The organism is Chryseobacterium sp. IT-36CA2, from assembly GCF_949767875.1.
In the GTDB taxonomy this organism is placed as follows: Bacteria; Bacteroidota; Bacteroidia; order Flavobacteriales; family Weeksellaceae; genus Chryseobacterium.
The window spans coordinates 40050-54053 of the sequence record NZ_CATKPG010000020.1; the positions used below are offsets into that span (position 1 = coordinate 40050).

The window sequence follows — 14004 nt, forward strand, 5'->3', positions numbered from 1 at the left end:
TTTTGGAGTTTAGGTTAATCCTTTTTCTTTTTCTTCTTTTTATCCTTGTCCTTATCTTTCTCTTTTGCTTTAGTTTTCTTTTCCTTTTTCGGACTTAGGATTTCTTCAGCAATTTCAAACTTAGGTTCTTCAATTTTTGCTGGTTTTATTTCAATTTTAAGATCAAAATGACCTTTCATGTCTTCCTGCGAGATTAATTTTTCGCTTAATAAAAGTTCCAAAATTTCTTTCCCGGAATTATTAAAAAAGTTGTGCGAAAGTTCTTTCAGTAAAAATTTTTTGTACCCTTCCAAAGGAACAAGCACAGTATATTTGAAGATTCTTCCTTCTTTTACAGTAGACAGATAGCCTTTTTCAACTAATATTTTCAAATAAGTGGAAACCGTATTCTGGTGTGGTTTCGGTTCCGGATGCTGCTCCATAACGTCCTTCAGATAGAAAGATTCCATTTTCCAAAACAGCTTCATAAAGTTTTCTTCTGCGGCAGTAAGATGATTTATTTTCATAGAGTATTCTAATGTTGAAATTGAATATTGCAATAAAGATAGATAAAAGATACCAGAAAAGCTATTCCAGCGCCCATAAATACTTCTTTTACGGTATGTCTTTTTAAAATAACACGGGTGATTCCGACTAAAATAGCAATCCCCAGCCATACCAGACCCATTTTCCAGTCCAGGGTGAAAAATAATGCTGCTACAAATACATTGAACGCAGTGTGCATGGAACTTTTGATGAAAAGATTGCTGATCTGAAGGGCAAAAAGAAGAACCAAAATAAACAGCATGACCAGATCAATATATCCGTTTTTGATATAATTAAAAGCAAGATAAGCGACTACACAGGCTGCAATAAATATATACAATGTCTTCCTTTGAACCCGGTTGGAAACATCCATATTGGTATATCTTCCTGTTTTTACATTCCATACCAGCCATATAACAACCGGAATGATGACCATTAATAATATAGGAAGAAAATAAAGAATAGAATCTTGAAGGCTGTACTCCTTCATACTCATATATACAAAATAAAGAATCAGAGAGACTAATGGATTAAAAAAATCAGAAATGACTTTTGAAATTTTGTGTAATAATGAAGACTGCTTTTCTTCCATAATCTAGTTTAAAAACCAAATATACCATTATAACCTCAAAAAACAAGAAGTCATACAGGAGCAAAATGAGCAAGGAAAAGGATTTAATTGTTGTGTACAAGTATATTAATATAGAATAAAGACTGTTTTAAAGTATTATTAAATCCTTTCGTAAAATTAAGATAGACTGTAAAAATTACCGACTTTTTTCCTGAAAAGAAACCGTTGAAATACCCAAAAGTTATGTTAATAATAATTAAAGATGAAAGAAGTAATGAGGAAAGGGTAATCAATTTTTGATATTTCAGTTCTATTTATTATTTCATAAAATCCACATCAATAGGCTGATTCTATAAATGCTGTATTAGAAAATCAGTAGACAGAATACTGTTGTATCGGGAGCTGGAAGGGTCGAAAATTAAGAATAATCCACTCAGCCCGCAAATAGATTTTGCAGAAAAAACGAAAAGTTATCTATGTATAGAATAAAAACAAAGTTTTTTTCATAATTTTGCTCAACTATTTCATCATAAAAAAGCAAGAGCTAACACATGAAAGAATTTTCTAAAGAGGTATACCTGAAGTGGTATGAAGATATGACAATGTGGAGAAGGTTTGAAGACAAATGCCGTTCTCTTTACCTAAAACAAAAAATCAGAGGTTTTTTACATTTGTATAACGGTCAGGAAGCTATCCCTGCTGGATTTACACATGCAATGGATCTTACAAAGGATAGTATGATTACTGCTTACAGATGTCACATCCATCCAATGGCGATGGGAGTAGATCCTAAGAGAATCATGGCTGAACTTTGTGGTAAAGCGACAGGTACATCCGGAGGTATGGGTGGATCTATGCACATTTTCAGTAAAGAACACCGTTTTTACGGAGGACATGGTATCGTTGGAGGACAAATTCCTTTGGGAGCTGGTATTGCTTTCGCAGATAAATATTTCGACAGAAAAGCAGTGAATATCTGTTTCTTTGGGGATGGAGCTGCTAGACAAGGTTCTTTACATGAGACCTTCAACATGGCGATGAACTGGAAGCTTCCTGTAGTATTTGTTGTAGAAAACAATCAATATGCAATGGGAACTTCTGTAAAAAGAACTGCCAACCACGAAGATATCTATAAACTAGGATTAGGATACGAAATGCCTTGCCTTGCTGTAGATGCAATGGATCCTGAAAAAGTAGCTGAAGCTGCTTATGAGGCTATTGAAAGAGCAAGAAGAGGAGACGGACCTACATTCATTGAAGCAAGAACTTACCGTTACAGAGGACACTCTATGTCTGATGCTGAGCCATACAGATCTAAAGAGGAAGTTGCTATTCATAAAAATGATGACCCAATTGAGCTTGTAAAACACAGAATTTTAGAAAACGGATGGGCTACAGAAGCTGAATTGGAAATGATGGACAACAAGTCAAGAGACTTCGTTGATGAATGTATCGAATTCATGGAAAACTCTCCATATCCTGATGCTGAGAAAGTTTACGAATATGTATATGCTCAGGAAGATTATCCATTCTTAGACAAATTAGAAAACTAAAAGATAATGAGTTAATTTGACAATTTGAGAATTTGAAAGTGTGATAGAATATGTCCTTTTTTAATTTTCAAATTTTCAGATTGCTAAATTTTCAAATTAAAATAAATTATGGCAGAAGTAATTACGATGCCCCGCCTGTCCGACACTATGACGGAAGGTAAGGTGGCAAAATGGCATAAAAAAGTAGGAGATAAAGTAAAAGAAGGAGATATTTTAGCTGAAATTGAAACTGATAAAGCAGTTCAGGATTTCGAATCTGAAATAGAAGGTACCCTTTTATACGTAGGTGTAGAAGAAGGAGGTGCTGCTGCTGTAGACTCTGTTTTAGCTATTATCGGAAATGAAGGAGAAGATATTTCAGGATTAACAGGTGGAGCTGCTGCTCCCACTGCTGCAACTGAAGAAAAAAAATCAGAAGAACAGCCTAAAGCAGAAACTGCTGCATCTGCTGCTGCAGAAGTTCCGGCAGGAGTAGAAGTTATTACAATGCCAAGACTTTCTGATACAATGACAGAAGGTAAAGTAGCTAAATGGCACAAAAATGTAGGCGATACAGTAAAAGAAGGAGATCTTCTTGCTGAGATCGAAACAGATAAAGCGGTACAGGATTTCGAATCTGAATTCAATGGAGTACTATTGAAGCAAGGTGTAGAAGAAGGAGGTGCTGCTCCCGTAGACTCTGTATTGGCAATTATTGGCCCTGCAGGAACTGATATTTCAGCTGTAGGAGCTCCAAAAACCGCTGCTCAGTCTACTGAAAAACCAACTGAACAAAAAGCAGAAGCGAAGACAGAAGAAAAAGCTGCTCCGGCTGCCAACTCTTCATCTTCTGATAGAGTAGCAATCTCTCCGCTAGCTAAGAAAATGGCTCAGGATAAAGGGGTTGATATCAACAGTGTTCAGGGATCTGGTGAAAACGGAAGAATCGTTAAAAAAGATATTGAAAATTATCAGCCAGCTGCGAAAACGGCTGCTTCAGCTCCAGCAGTAAGTGCTGCTCCTGCTGCGGTAAGCTTCGTACAAGGTGAAGATACAGAGACTCAAAACTCTCAGGTAAGAAATATTATCGCGAAACGTCTTTCTGAAAGTAAATTCTCTGCCCCTCACTACTATCTGATGGTTGAGATTAATATGGATAAAGCAATTGAGGCTAGAAAAGAAATCAATTCTCTTCCAGATACTAAAATCTCTTTCAACGATATGATCATTAAAGCTACAGCAATTGCTTTAAGAAAACACCCACAGGTAAATTCAAGCTGGGCAGGAGATAAGATCATCCACAGAGGGAATATCAACATCGGTGTAGCAGTAGCTATTCCAGACGGATTGGTAGTTCCGGTATTGAAAAATACAGATCAGATGACGTACACTCAGATTTCTGCATCCGTAAAAGATATGGCTTCAAGAGCTAAGAGTAAAGGCCTTAAAGCTAATGAAATGGAAGGATCTACATTCTCTATTTCTAACTTAGGAATGTTCGGAATTGAGACATTTACAAGTATCATCAACCAGCCAAACTCTGCAATCCTTTCAGTAGGAGCAATTATTGAGAAACCAATCGTAAAAGATGGTCAGATCGTAGTTGGAAACACCATGAAACTTTCATTGGCTTGTGATCACAGAGTGGTAGATGGAGCTACAGGGGCTCAATTCTTACAAACATTAAGAACTTATTTAGAAAGTCCATTAACATTGTTACTGTAATTTTCTGAATTAAAAATAAAAAACCTCCCAAGCCGGGAGGTTTTTTTGTTATATCAATTTGATAATTGAAAATTATCACTGTACTTTTTGATGGAATTTCAAAATCAAATTACTATTTTTGAATCATGATTAAAGCAAGAAATATCCATAAATCTTATGGGAATTTAGAAGTACTGAAAGGTGTTGATATTCACATCAAAATGGGTGAGGTGGTTTCTATCGTAGGAGAATCTGGAGCAGGTAAGTCTACGTTGTTGCAGATTTTAGGAACTTTGGATCATCCGACTCAATCAAACAAATATGACACTGAAATTGAAATAGCAGGAGAATCATTTATTAACATGAATGATAAGCAGCTGTCAAAGTTCAGAAATCAGAATATTGGATTTGTATTTCAGTTTCATCAGCTTCTTCCGGAGTTCACAGCACTGGAAAACGTACTGCTTCCGACAAAGATAGCCGGAGCAAATGAAAGAGAAGCACTTGAAAAGGCTTATGCTTTATTTGAAGATTTAAAGATAGAGCAAAGACTGAATCATAAACCCAATCAGCTTTCAGGTGGAGAAGCGCAAAGGGTAGCCGTAGCAAGAGCTTTAATCAATTCACCCAAAATTATTTTTGCCGATGAACCTACCGGAAACCTGGATTCCAAGAACGCAGATGATCTTCACAGATTATTTTTTGATCTTAGAGACAAATACAACCAGACATTTGTTATTGTGACCCACAATCCGAATCTTGCAGAAATTACAGACCGCAAGCTCGTCATGAAAGACGGAATGATCATAGAATAGACGTATATCACACCAGATGATGAAACACTTTATTTTTCTTTTTCTCATTTTAATTTCCTGTTCAAAAGCTGAATCTCAGCAGTTGAATTCATTAGGTGTGCCTCAGGCAAAAATTTCAGAGATTAAAAATTATATTAAAGGAAAAGAGTACAATCAGGAACTGGCTGTTTTTATCAATTTTAAGATGCCTTCCGGAAAATACCGTTATTTCATTTATAACCTGCAAAAAAATACAATTGTACAACAGGCTGTAGTATCCCATGGCTCTGGTTCTGTAGTTCCAAAGTCGGATGCTTTGAAATTCAGCAATATTGAAGGATCCTACCAGTCATCTCTAGGAAAATATGCCATTGGAGAAAGCTATGTAGGAAAATTTGGAAAAGCATACCGCTTAAAAGGCCTGGACTCTACTAATAGCAATGCCATGCAAAGAGCCATAGTTTTGCACTCATACGGATGTATTCCGGATATTGAATCTCAAACTCCCGCATGCCTGAGCTTAGGATGTCCGATGCTTTCTGTAAATGCTCTTAAAGAAACCGCGAAATATATTGATCAGTCGGCGAAACCCCTGATCCTATATGCTTTCTATTAATTGATCCTAAATCATCTATAATCTATTTTTCCATGGCTATAAAACTACTTGCCGAAGATGACAGACCCAGAGAAAAGTTTTTGCAGAAAGGCAAAAGCTCGCTTTCTGATTCTGAATTGCTGGCTATTATTATGGGAAGTGGAAACAGAGAAGAAGATGCTCTGGAACTAGCACGGAAAATTTTAGCCTCTGTAAACAACAGCTGGCATCAATTGAGCTTACTTTCTGCTAAAGATCTGATGAAATTTAAAGGCATTGGAGAGTCAAAAGCCATTTCGATCATTGCGGCTCTGGAAATCGGAAGACGAAGAGCTGTACAGGAAATTCCTGAAAAAACAATTATCGGGAACAGCAATGACGCTTATATGATTCTTAGAAACCAGCTTTCTGATTTGAGAACAGAAGAATTCTGGGCTATTTTTCTGAATAATAACAATAAAGTGATTCACGTTTCACAATTGACACAGGGTGGAATAAGCCAGTCGATTGTAGATGTCAGAACTCTGTATAAAATGGCATTGGATCATTTCTCAACGGGGATCATCATTGCCCATAATCATCCTTCAGGAAGCTTAAAGCCAAGCAGGGAAGATATTCATATTACACAAAAAGTAAAAGAAGCAGGAAATACATTAAGTATCCAGCTTTTAGACCATATTATTGTCACACAGAACTCTTATTTTAGTTTCTCAGACGCAGGATTGTTATGATTAGAAGATTGAAATACCATGAAATTGATTTTGTAAAATATGCTCAATGTTTAGAAAATTCCGAACAAAGAAAATATTCTGCTACAAAATATTTTTTAGATACCACTTCAACAATGCCATGGGAAATTCTCGTTTATAAAGATTACGAAGCAGTGATGCCTGTTCCTTTTGTCAGAAAATATGGGATGAAAATTGTTCACAACCCGAAACTTTGTCAGCAGCTTGGCGTTTTTTCTGTTAAAGATAATCTTGATCTTAATGAAGCTTTTTTAGAATATCTGGAAAGAAATTACATGATCAGAGCATATCCGTTTAATGATGTAAACCAGCTTCGTACAAAGATCAGAATCAAGAAAAATTTTTTATTGTATCCTGATAATTATGAAAAAGTATATGCCGGATATTCTCCCAAAAGGAAAAGAAAGCTTCGGCTGGGTGAAGAAGTTATAAAAGAATCAGAAATCCGCACGATCTCTTATGACAAAGCAAAAGCCTTCATTGAAGCTAATACAATAGGGCTTAGTAAAGATGATGACCTGGGTGAATTCATGAGAATTTTTGAAAGTTTTCACAAGTCAAATTATCTGAAGTTTACCGCTTTTTATTATCAAAATAAGATTATCAACGTTATTGCTACTTATACAGACTGTAATATGGTAGCCCTTTTAGGTAATTTTAACGATAAAGATTACGTGAAACTGTCAGGTGCTTCTGTTTTGATTGATCATATCCTTAAAGAAAATATAGAAACTCATATTTTTGATTTTGAAGGAGGAGAATTGCCCAATATTGAAGAGTTTTTCAGAGGATTCCGCCCGGAGCTGAGACCTTACGGAATTATTGAAAATTCAAAAAAGAATCTTTTTAAAAAATTAGGGTATCTCATCATGAGAGGGAAATCTTTTTTATGATGAAAAGCATTGTTTAGATTGGTTCTAATTAAGTATTATTCCGTAACTTTATAAAATCCTTAGTAAAACAGTTATGTTACAACAGATTCGTCAGTACAAACTATCATATATGCTTTATAACTTGTTTAAAAAGAATAAGTTAAAACATAATATTCCACTATATAAAAAATACGGAATTAAGAAGAATTATTTTTCGAGTATTTCGAGTAAAGATTTTGCTCATCTCCCTGCCAGTGAAAGAACTGTAGATTATTCAAAACTTACGGAAACTCCTTTTTTTAAGAAGTTAACGGAAGAAAATAAAGAAAGTGCTCTTCAGTATGATGACCGCGGTTATATGATTTTAAGGAATTTCCTGAAACCGGAAGCGGCAGACCAAATCAATATGGAGATTGATAACCTGATGAAAGATGGTACATTGAAGTTTATCTATGGTGGAAAACTGATGTTTGCTATTCACCATTCGGAAATCATCAGAAATATTGGAAGTGACAAGGAATTGCTTGACTTTTTGTCTGTTTTACTGAACGGAAAATCCAAACTTTTTCAAAGTATCAACTTTATTAACGGAAGCCAGCAAAAAACGCATTCAGACAGTATTCACATGACAACTTATCCTTTGGGGGGGCTGCTGGGAGTCTGGATAGCTTTAGAAGATGTAGATGAGACCAATGGTGCATTGCATTATATTCCTAAAAGCCATAAATTACCCTATTTCCTGAATTCTGACTATGATAATGAAGGTTCAGCCTTGAAAATAGGAAAGAAAAGCTACAGAGCTTATGAAACATTCCTTGAGGACAAGGTAAAAGAACTGGGCTTGAAAAAGGAAGTCTTTAAAGCAAAAAAAGGAGACTTGTTAATCTGGCATGCCAATATTCTTCACGGTGGTGAGCCTCATACAGATAAAAACAGAACAAGAAAAAGCCTTGTATATCACTTCTTTGATGAAAATAGTGTCTGCTATCATGAAGTGACCCAAAGACCGGCATTATTTGAACTTTAATAGAAGTTTTGCTTTCTCATAAAAGCTTTTTATAAGAATACAGATTTAAAAGATAGTTTTTTTACATTTGCATTCTTATAATACCATGTATGAAAAAAAGGGGAAATATTCTTGTTTTTATATTTTCAATCTATGTATGCTTTATGTCATACTATCTGTATACCCACCATTATTACAATACTGATATGGAAGCGTATATGGGGCTTATTTATAAAACGGAATATCCCGATATGAAGATTGAAGAAATTCATAAGAAGGTATATGATGAGCTGAGGGAAAAAAATCCCGATTTTGCAGGATTAGGCCCTGTAAACCCTATGGTGGAAGAAGTAGCAAAAGGGGAGAGTACTTACTATAAAATTATATCACAAAATCCCAAAGCCTACGAAGAAGAATTACAGCTTTTTGTGGTAAAACCTTTTTATAATTTTATCAACTGGTCATTCTTTAAAATGGGTTTTAGCGCGTCTGCTTCAACCTCTTTAATTTCGATAATTTCTTATGCGCTCATCCTGATCTTAATTTTCAGCTTTCTGATAAAAATCCTGAAAAATTATAGTCTGGCCTTCATTATTGTTATTTTGATTTCGATGTTCAAGCCTCTTCCGGAATCTACCAGACATGTTTCTGCAGATACTTTATCATGCCTAATGCTGCTTTTGAGCTTTTATATATTTTTGATCAGAAAAAATTTCTTTCTTGCAGGAATCTTTGCCATGCTGTGTATTCTTACAAGGCCGGAATATTTTATTTTCTATTCATTCCTGTATGGTCTGATTTATCTTTACAGACAAAAACTAGAGGTGAAAACAGCTCCCTTATTAATATCATATGGATATCTGTTTCTATCCTTCGCTTTGATACAGGCTTTTAATCAGGTTGCCTGGTCTACACTTTTTATGAATCAGTTTACTAAAGTTCAGATTTATCCTGTTTCAAATCCAGATCCGTTCTCCTTCTCAGAGTATATTCATTTTATTAAAAGCAATATAATGTTGGAGTTTAACGGTTCATTCTTTCCGCTTTTGCTGATCTTTATAGTTGTTATTCTAGCAAATAAATTTTCCTTTTACAGCAAAAAGAATCAGGCTCAGGTATTGTTTTTTGCGATTATTTATGTCACAGTTATGTTAAGATTTCTTGTTTTTCCATCTCTGGTAAACAGGATGATGCTGGGCTTTTATCTCATAATTATGCTGGCATTAATTTATATACAAAGTTCTAGAGTGGATATATTTAAAAACTCTTTAGAAGACGGAAAATAATTAGTAATTTTGCAGTCTAAAATTATGACGAGTCTCTCAGGATATCTACCGTATGCATTTGCATTGATTATTGCAATTCCTTTTCTGGTTTTGCTCAGACAATTTGTACACTCGTACATTACCCTTAAAAACCAGGAAATCAAACTGCTTAGTGTAAAGTCGAATTCAGAGAATAAGGCACATTCCTACGAAAGAATGACCCTTTTTCTGGATAGAATGAAGCCGTCAAACCTTATCCACAGATTTGACAGAGATCTTGCCGTTCATGAGTTTATTTTCCTTACAGAAAAGACCATTAACGAAGAATTTGAATATAACTCTTCACAACAGTTATACATCACAAAAAATTCCTGGAAGAATATTGTAGACTCGAAAAATGCGATCATAGAGCTACTTCACAAGACCTATGACGGATTGAAAGGAGAAGTTCAGCTGGATGAATTCAAAACGATTTTCATCATGAACTATATGGAAGGTAACGATTATATCGTCGAAACAATAGAAGATCTAAGAAAAGAAATTTTAATAATAACTTAAAAAATAACAGATAAATAATGATTCCAAATTTTAAAGCACATCCATGGCACGGAATTTCTGCAGGAGAAGATGCGCCAAATGTTGTAAACGTATTTGTGGAAATTGTTCCTTCAGATACTATTAAATATGAAGTAGATAAAGAAACAGGATATTTAAAGGTAGACAGACCGCAGAAATTCTCTAACATTATCCCTGCTTTATACGGTTTTGTTCCAAGAACATACTGTGATAAAGAAGTGATGAGACTGGCTGTAGAATCAGGAGCTACTGATGTTACTATGGGAGATCATGATCCTCTTGATATTTGTGTTTTAAGTTCTCACAACATCCATGCCGGAGGTTTATTGATGGAAGCTATTCCAATTGGAGGTTTCAAAATGATTGACGGAGGAGAAGCTGATGATAAAATTGTTGCAGTAATGATTAATGACCACGCTTTCGGACACTTCAGAGATATTGCTGAATTACCAGAAGCAGAAGTAAAAAGATTAATGCACTACTTCCTTACATATAAAAACTTACCGGATGAACCAGCAAAATGCAGAATCCAGGAAGTATATGGAGCTGAGCACGCAAGAAAAGTGATTAAAGCTTCTCAAACAGACTATGCAGATAAATTCGGAGGATAAGATTCTCTTAATTCAATACAACAAAAGGGTAGACAGGTTTCTGTTTATCCTTTTTTTTGTTTAATTAAAACAATTATTTGAATATAAAACCGTCATTACGAACAGAATGTGAAGCAATTTGATATTTGAAAGATCACTTATCTGCTAAACCTCAAATGTTTAAATTATTCAATGGTTTTTAGTTCAGATAATTCCTCCTGAAACCTCTATTCAGTACCGTTTTTAATAGATTTAGATCCTTGTTATTTCATTGCGGTATTTTTATTTTTTTTGATGATAAACATCATACTGTTAAAATTTTTAACGCTTTGATAGTAATTATTTATTATATTTAATTTTCTATTACCAAAAAAATATTAAACTATGGATCTATTTATGTTAGTGCCAATTTTTGGTGTCGTGGCTTTACTTTACACATTTCTTCAGAGCAATTGGGTTAATAAACAGAATGCCGGAAATGAAAAAATGAAAATAATCAGCGGCCATATTGCAGACGGTGCAATGGCTTTTCTAAAGGCTGAATACAAAATCTTAACGTACTTTGTTGTAGTAGTTGCTATTTTACTGGCAGTGATGGGATCTACAAATGCTAACTCGCACTGGAGTATCGGAATTGCTTTTGCTGTTGGAGCTATTTTCTCTGCATCAGCAGGTTTTATCGGAATGAAAATCGCTACCAAAGCAAATGTGAGGACTGCAGAAGCAGCAAGAACTTCCCTGTCAAAAGCCCTTAAAGTCTCTTTTACAGGAGGTTCCGTAATGGGAATGGGAGTTGCCGGGCTGGCAGTGTTAGGTTTAGGAGCTTTATTTCTTATTATTAAGCAGATTTTTGCACCCGAAGCCACAGTAGACTCTCATGAAATGGAAAAAACCATTGAGATTCTTACAGGATTTTCTCTTGGAGCCGAATCTATTGCACTTTTTGCAAGAGTAGGTGGTGGTATTTATACAAAAGCTGCAGACGTAGGGGCTGACCTTGTTGGGAAAGTAGAAGCAGGAATTCCTGAAGATGATCCCCGAAACCCTGCAACGATAGCAGATAACGTAGGAGATAATGTAGGAGATGTTGCGGGAATGGGAGCCGATCTTTTCGGATCTTATGTAGCAACGGTTCTGGCAACGATGGTGTTAGGTAGAGAAACAATTTCTGATGATGCATTCGGAGGTTTTGCACCGATACTTTTACCGATGCTGATCGCGGGAACCGGGATTATATTTTCCATGATCGGAACTTTATTTGTAAAAATTAATGATAACGAAGGTTCATCTACTTCCAGCGTTCAAAATGCATTAAACCTTGGAAACTGGGGAAGTATTGTGATTACCGCTATCGCCTCTTACTTCCTGGTAACGTATATCCTTCCTGAAAAAATGGTTCTCAGAGGCCATGAATTTACTAAAATGGGAGTATTCGGAGCCATTATGGTAGGGCTGGTAGTAGGAACTTTAATGAGTATTATTACTGAATATTATACGGCAATGGGTAAAAGACCGGTTTCCAGTATTGTGAGACAGTCTTCCACAGGCCATGCAACCAATATTATCGGTGGACTTTCCGTGGGGATGGAATCCACTTTGCTCCCCATTCTTGTACTTGCAGGTGGAATCTATGGTTCTTATCTGTGTGCCGGACTTTACGGAGTAGCTATTGCAGCAGCAGGAATGATGGCTACTACAGCAATGCAGCTTGCGATTGACGCTTTTGGGCCTATCGCAGATAATGCCGGTGGTATTGCTGAAATGAGTGAACTTCCTAAAGAAGTAAGAGAAAAAACAGATATTCTGGATGCCGTAGGAAATACAACCGCAGCTACCGGAAAAGGATTTGCAATTGCTTCAGCTGCTTTGACAGCACTGGCTTTATTTGCAGCGTTTGTAGGAATTGCTGGAATTGACGGGATTGATATTTACAGAGCAGACGTTCTTGCAGGATTATTTGTAGGAGGAATGATTCCATTTATTTTCTCATCATTGGCGATTACAGCTGTAGGACAGGCTGCGATGGCGATGGTGGAAGAAGTAAGAAGACAGTTCCGCGAAATTCCTGGAATTCTGGAAGGAAAAGCACAGCCGGAATATGAAAAATGTGTAGCCATTTCTACAGATGCATCCATCAGAAAAATGATGTTACCAGGTGCTATTGCAATCATTTCACCCCTATTAATCGGATTTATTTTCGGACCTGAAGTGTTGGGAGGGTTCCTTGCTGGAGCTACAGTATGTGGTGTTTTGATGGGTATGTTTCAGAATAATGCAGGAGGCGCTTGGGATAATGCCAAAAAATCCTTTGAAAAAGGGGTTGATATTAATGGGCAGACCTACTACAAAGGTTCAGAACCTCACAAGGCATCCGTAACAGGAGATACGGTGGGAGATCCATTTAAAGATACATCAGGACCGTCTATGAATATTTTGATCAAATTAATGTCAATCGTTTCATTGGTGATTGCACCCACTTTGGCTGTTTTGCATAAAGATAAAATTGAAGCCAACAGAAAAGCAAAAATTGAAAGTCTGACAGGGATTACTACCGCTGCAACAGGTGTAAATGGAGATACGAAAATCATTACTGCTGTTCCGGGAGAAATTAAAGGACACCTTAATGAAAGTGGAGATTTTGTGTATGAAACAGGAAATATTCAGAAAATAAAGCTGGATGGTGGAAAAACAATTGCCATTGGAGATGGAAGTCAGCTTTATCAGCTTTATAATGTAGTTAAACAAAAAGACAAATCTGCATTAGACCCGAATAAATGGTACACCATTGAAAACCTTTATTTTGAAACAGGTTCAAGTGATCTGAAAGCAGAATCCGTACTCCAGGTGAATACTTTGGCTGAAATTTTAAATGCCTATCCGGATCTGAAAATAAAATTAGGAGGATATACAGATAACAGTGGTAATGAAGATAGCAATATCAAATTATCTAATCTGAGAGCGCAAACAGCAAAATTGAAACTTCTTGAGTTAGGTATTTCGGCAGACAGAATTGAAGCAGAAGGATACGGATCACAGCATCCTGTATGTGAAGCGAATGATACTGACGAATGTAAAGCAAAAAACAGAAGAATTGATGTAAGAGTGTTAGCTCTTTAAAATCAATCAAAAAAAACTAGAAAAGCATCGCCCTGGCGGTGCTTTTTTATTGATTACCCTTAAAAATAAAACCTGCACAAATAAAATATCCACAATCATCTGTGAAAA

Annotated in this window: 13 protein-coding genes; 11 read left to right on the forward strand and 2 right to left on the reverse strand. The window is 35.9% G+C overall.

Annotated elements, in window-relative coordinates; genetic code table 11:
• Positions 1 to 14: 14 nt before the first annotated feature.
• Both ACM6F9_RS07565 and ACM6F9_RS07570 read right to left on the reverse strand, forming a co-directional pair.
• A complete protein-coding gene (locus ACM6F9_RS07565) occupies positions 15 to 506 on the reverse strand; it encodes a BlaI/MecI/CopY family transcriptional regulator (protein WP_414845145.1) in 492 nt (163 codons plus the stop codon).
• A gap of 8 nt (positions 507 to 514) precedes the next feature.
• Positions 515 to 1117 (reverse strand): phosphatase PAP2 family protein, encoded by a 603-nt coding sequence (locus ACM6F9_RS07570; RefSeq protein WP_414845146.1) that lies wholly within the window; start codon positions 1115 to 1117, stop codon positions 515 to 517.
• Between the two features lie 530 nt (positions 1118 to 1647).
• Here ACM6F9_RS07570 and pdhA point away from each other — a divergent pair.
• The 11 genes from pdhA (at position 1648) to ACM6F9_RS07625 (ending at position 13896) form a co-directional block, all read left to right on the forward strand.
• Positions 1648 to 2649, forward strand: a complete 1002-nt coding sequence (pdhA, locus tag ACM6F9_RS07575) for a pyruvate dehydrogenase (acetyl-transferring) E1 component subunit alpha (RefSeq protein ID WP_414845147.1) — start codon at positions 1648 to 1650, stop codon at positions 2647 to 2649.
• 108 nt (positions 2650 to 2757) lie between these two features.
• The gene (locus ACM6F9_RS07580) at positions 2758 to 4353 is read left to right on the forward strand and encodes a 2-oxo acid dehydrogenase subunit E2 (RefSeq protein WP_414845148.1); all 1596 of its coding nucleotides are present in this window, start codon (positions 2758 to 2760) and stop codon (positions 4351 to 4353) included.
• 125 nt (positions 4354 to 4478) lie between these two features.
• On the forward strand, positions 4479 to 5147 hold the full coding sequence (locus ACM6F9_RS07585) for an ABC transporter ATP-binding protein (RefSeq protein ID WP_076597724.1): 669 nt from the start codon (positions 4479 to 4481) through the stop codon (positions 5145 to 5147).
• Positions 5148 to 5163: 16 nt separating this feature from the next.
• Positions 5164 to 5742, forward strand: coding sequence for a murein L,D-transpeptidase catalytic domain-containing protein (locus tag ACM6F9_RS07590; RefSeq protein WP_414845149.1), 579 nt, complete (start codon positions 5164 to 5166; stop codon positions 5740 to 5742).
• A 32-nt stretch (positions 5743 to 5774) separates the two neighbouring features.
• Positions 5775 to 6452, forward strand: coding sequence for a RadC family protein (gene radC, locus ACM6F9_RS07595; RefSeq protein ID WP_414845150.1), 678 nt, complete (start codon positions 5775 to 5777; stop codon positions 6450 to 6452).
• Positions 6449 to 7363 carry a hypothetical protein gene (locus ACM6F9_RS07600; protein WP_414845151.1) on the forward strand — a complete coding sequence of 305 codons (915 nt, stop codon included), beginning with the start codon at positions 6449 to 6451 and terminating at the stop codon, positions 7361 to 7363. The genes radC and ACM6F9_RS07600 overlap by 4 nt, the downstream gene beginning before the upstream one ends.
• 109 nt (positions 7364 to 7472) lie before the next feature.
• Positions 7473 to 8369: a phytanoyl-CoA dioxygenase family protein gene (locus tag ACM6F9_RS07605; protein ID WP_414845152.1), complete on the forward strand. Its 897-nt coding sequence runs from the start codon at positions 7473 to 7475 to the stop codon at positions 8367 to 8369.
• An 89-nt stretch (positions 8370 to 8458) separates the two neighbouring features.
• Positions 8459 to 9634: a hypothetical protein gene (locus ACM6F9_RS07610; RefSeq protein WP_414845153.1), complete on the forward strand. Its 1176-nt coding sequence runs from the start codon at positions 8459 to 8461 to the stop codon at positions 9632 to 9634.
• A gap of 24 nt (positions 9635 to 9658) precedes the next feature.
• Positions 9659 to 10171, forward strand: coding sequence for a hypothetical protein (locus ACM6F9_RS07615; protein WP_414845154.1), 513 nt, complete (start codon positions 9659 to 9661; stop codon positions 10169 to 10171).
• A gap of 17 nt (positions 10172 to 10188) precedes the next feature.
• Complete coding sequence (locus tag ACM6F9_RS07620) at positions 10189 to 10800, forward strand: inorganic pyrophosphatase (protein WP_149831792.1); 612 nt, start codon at positions 10189 to 10191, stop codon at positions 10798 to 10800.
• 363 nt (positions 10801 to 11163) lie between these two features.
• Positions 11164 to 13896: a sodium-translocating pyrophosphatase gene (locus ACM6F9_RS07625; RefSeq protein WP_414845155.1), complete on the forward strand. Its 2733-nt coding sequence runs from the start codon at positions 11164 to 11166 to the stop codon at positions 13894 to 13896.
• Positions 13897 to 14004: the final 108 nt, after the last annotated feature.

Bases quoted from the DNA above. Each gene is read 5' to 3' on its own strand.
- ACM6F9_RS07625 (WP_414845155.1), top strand. From the start codon at position 11,164: ATGGATCTATTTATGTTAGTGCCAATTTTTGGTGTCGTGGCTTTACTT.
- ACM6F9_RS07585 (WP_076597724.1), top strand. From the start codon at position 4,479: ATGATTAAAGCAAGAAATATCCATAAATCTTATGGGAATTTAGAAGTA.
- pdhA (WP_414845147.1), top strand. From the start codon at position 1,648: ATGAAAGAATTTTCTAAAGAGGTATACCTGAAGTGGTATGAAGATATG.
- radC (WP_414845150.1), top strand. From the start codon at position 5,775: ATGGCTATAAAACTACTTGCCGAAGATGACAGACCCAGAGAAAAGTTT.
- ACM6F9_RS07600 (WP_414845151.1), top strand. From the start codon at position 6,449: ATGATTAGAAGATTGAAATACCATGAAATTGATTTTGTAAAATATGCT.
- ACM6F9_RS07565 (WP_414845145.1), bottom strand. From the start codon at position 506: ATGAAAATAAATCATCTTACTGCCGCAGAAGAAAACTTTATGAAGCTG.
- ACM6F9_RS07610 (WP_414845153.1), top strand. From the start codon at position 8,459: ATGAAAAAAAGGGGAAATATTCTTGTTTTTATATTTTCAATCTATGTA.
- ACM6F9_RS07570 (WP_414845146.1), bottom strand. From the start codon at position 1,117: ATGGAAGAAAAGCAGTCTTCATTATTACACAAAATTTCAAAAGTCATT.
- ACM6F9_RS07620 (WP_149831792.1), top strand. From the start codon at position 10,189: ATGATTCCAAATTTTAAAGCACATCCATGGCACGGAATTTCTGCAGGA.
- ACM6F9_RS07580 (WP_414845148.1), top strand. From the start codon at position 2,758: ATGGCAGAAGTAATTACGATGCCCCGCCTGTCCGACACTATGACGGAA.
- ACM6F9_RS07590 (WP_414845149.1), top strand. From the start codon at position 5,164: ATGATGAAACACTTTATTTTTCTTTTTCTCATTTTAATTTCCTGTTCA.
- ACM6F9_RS07615 (WP_414845154.1), top strand. From the start codon at position 9,659: ATGACGAGTCTCTCAGGATATCTACCGTATGCATTTGCATTGATTATT.
- ACM6F9_RS07605 (WP_414845152.1), top strand. From the start codon at position 7,473: ATGCTTTATAACTTGTTTAAAAAGAATAAGTTAAAACATAATATTCCA.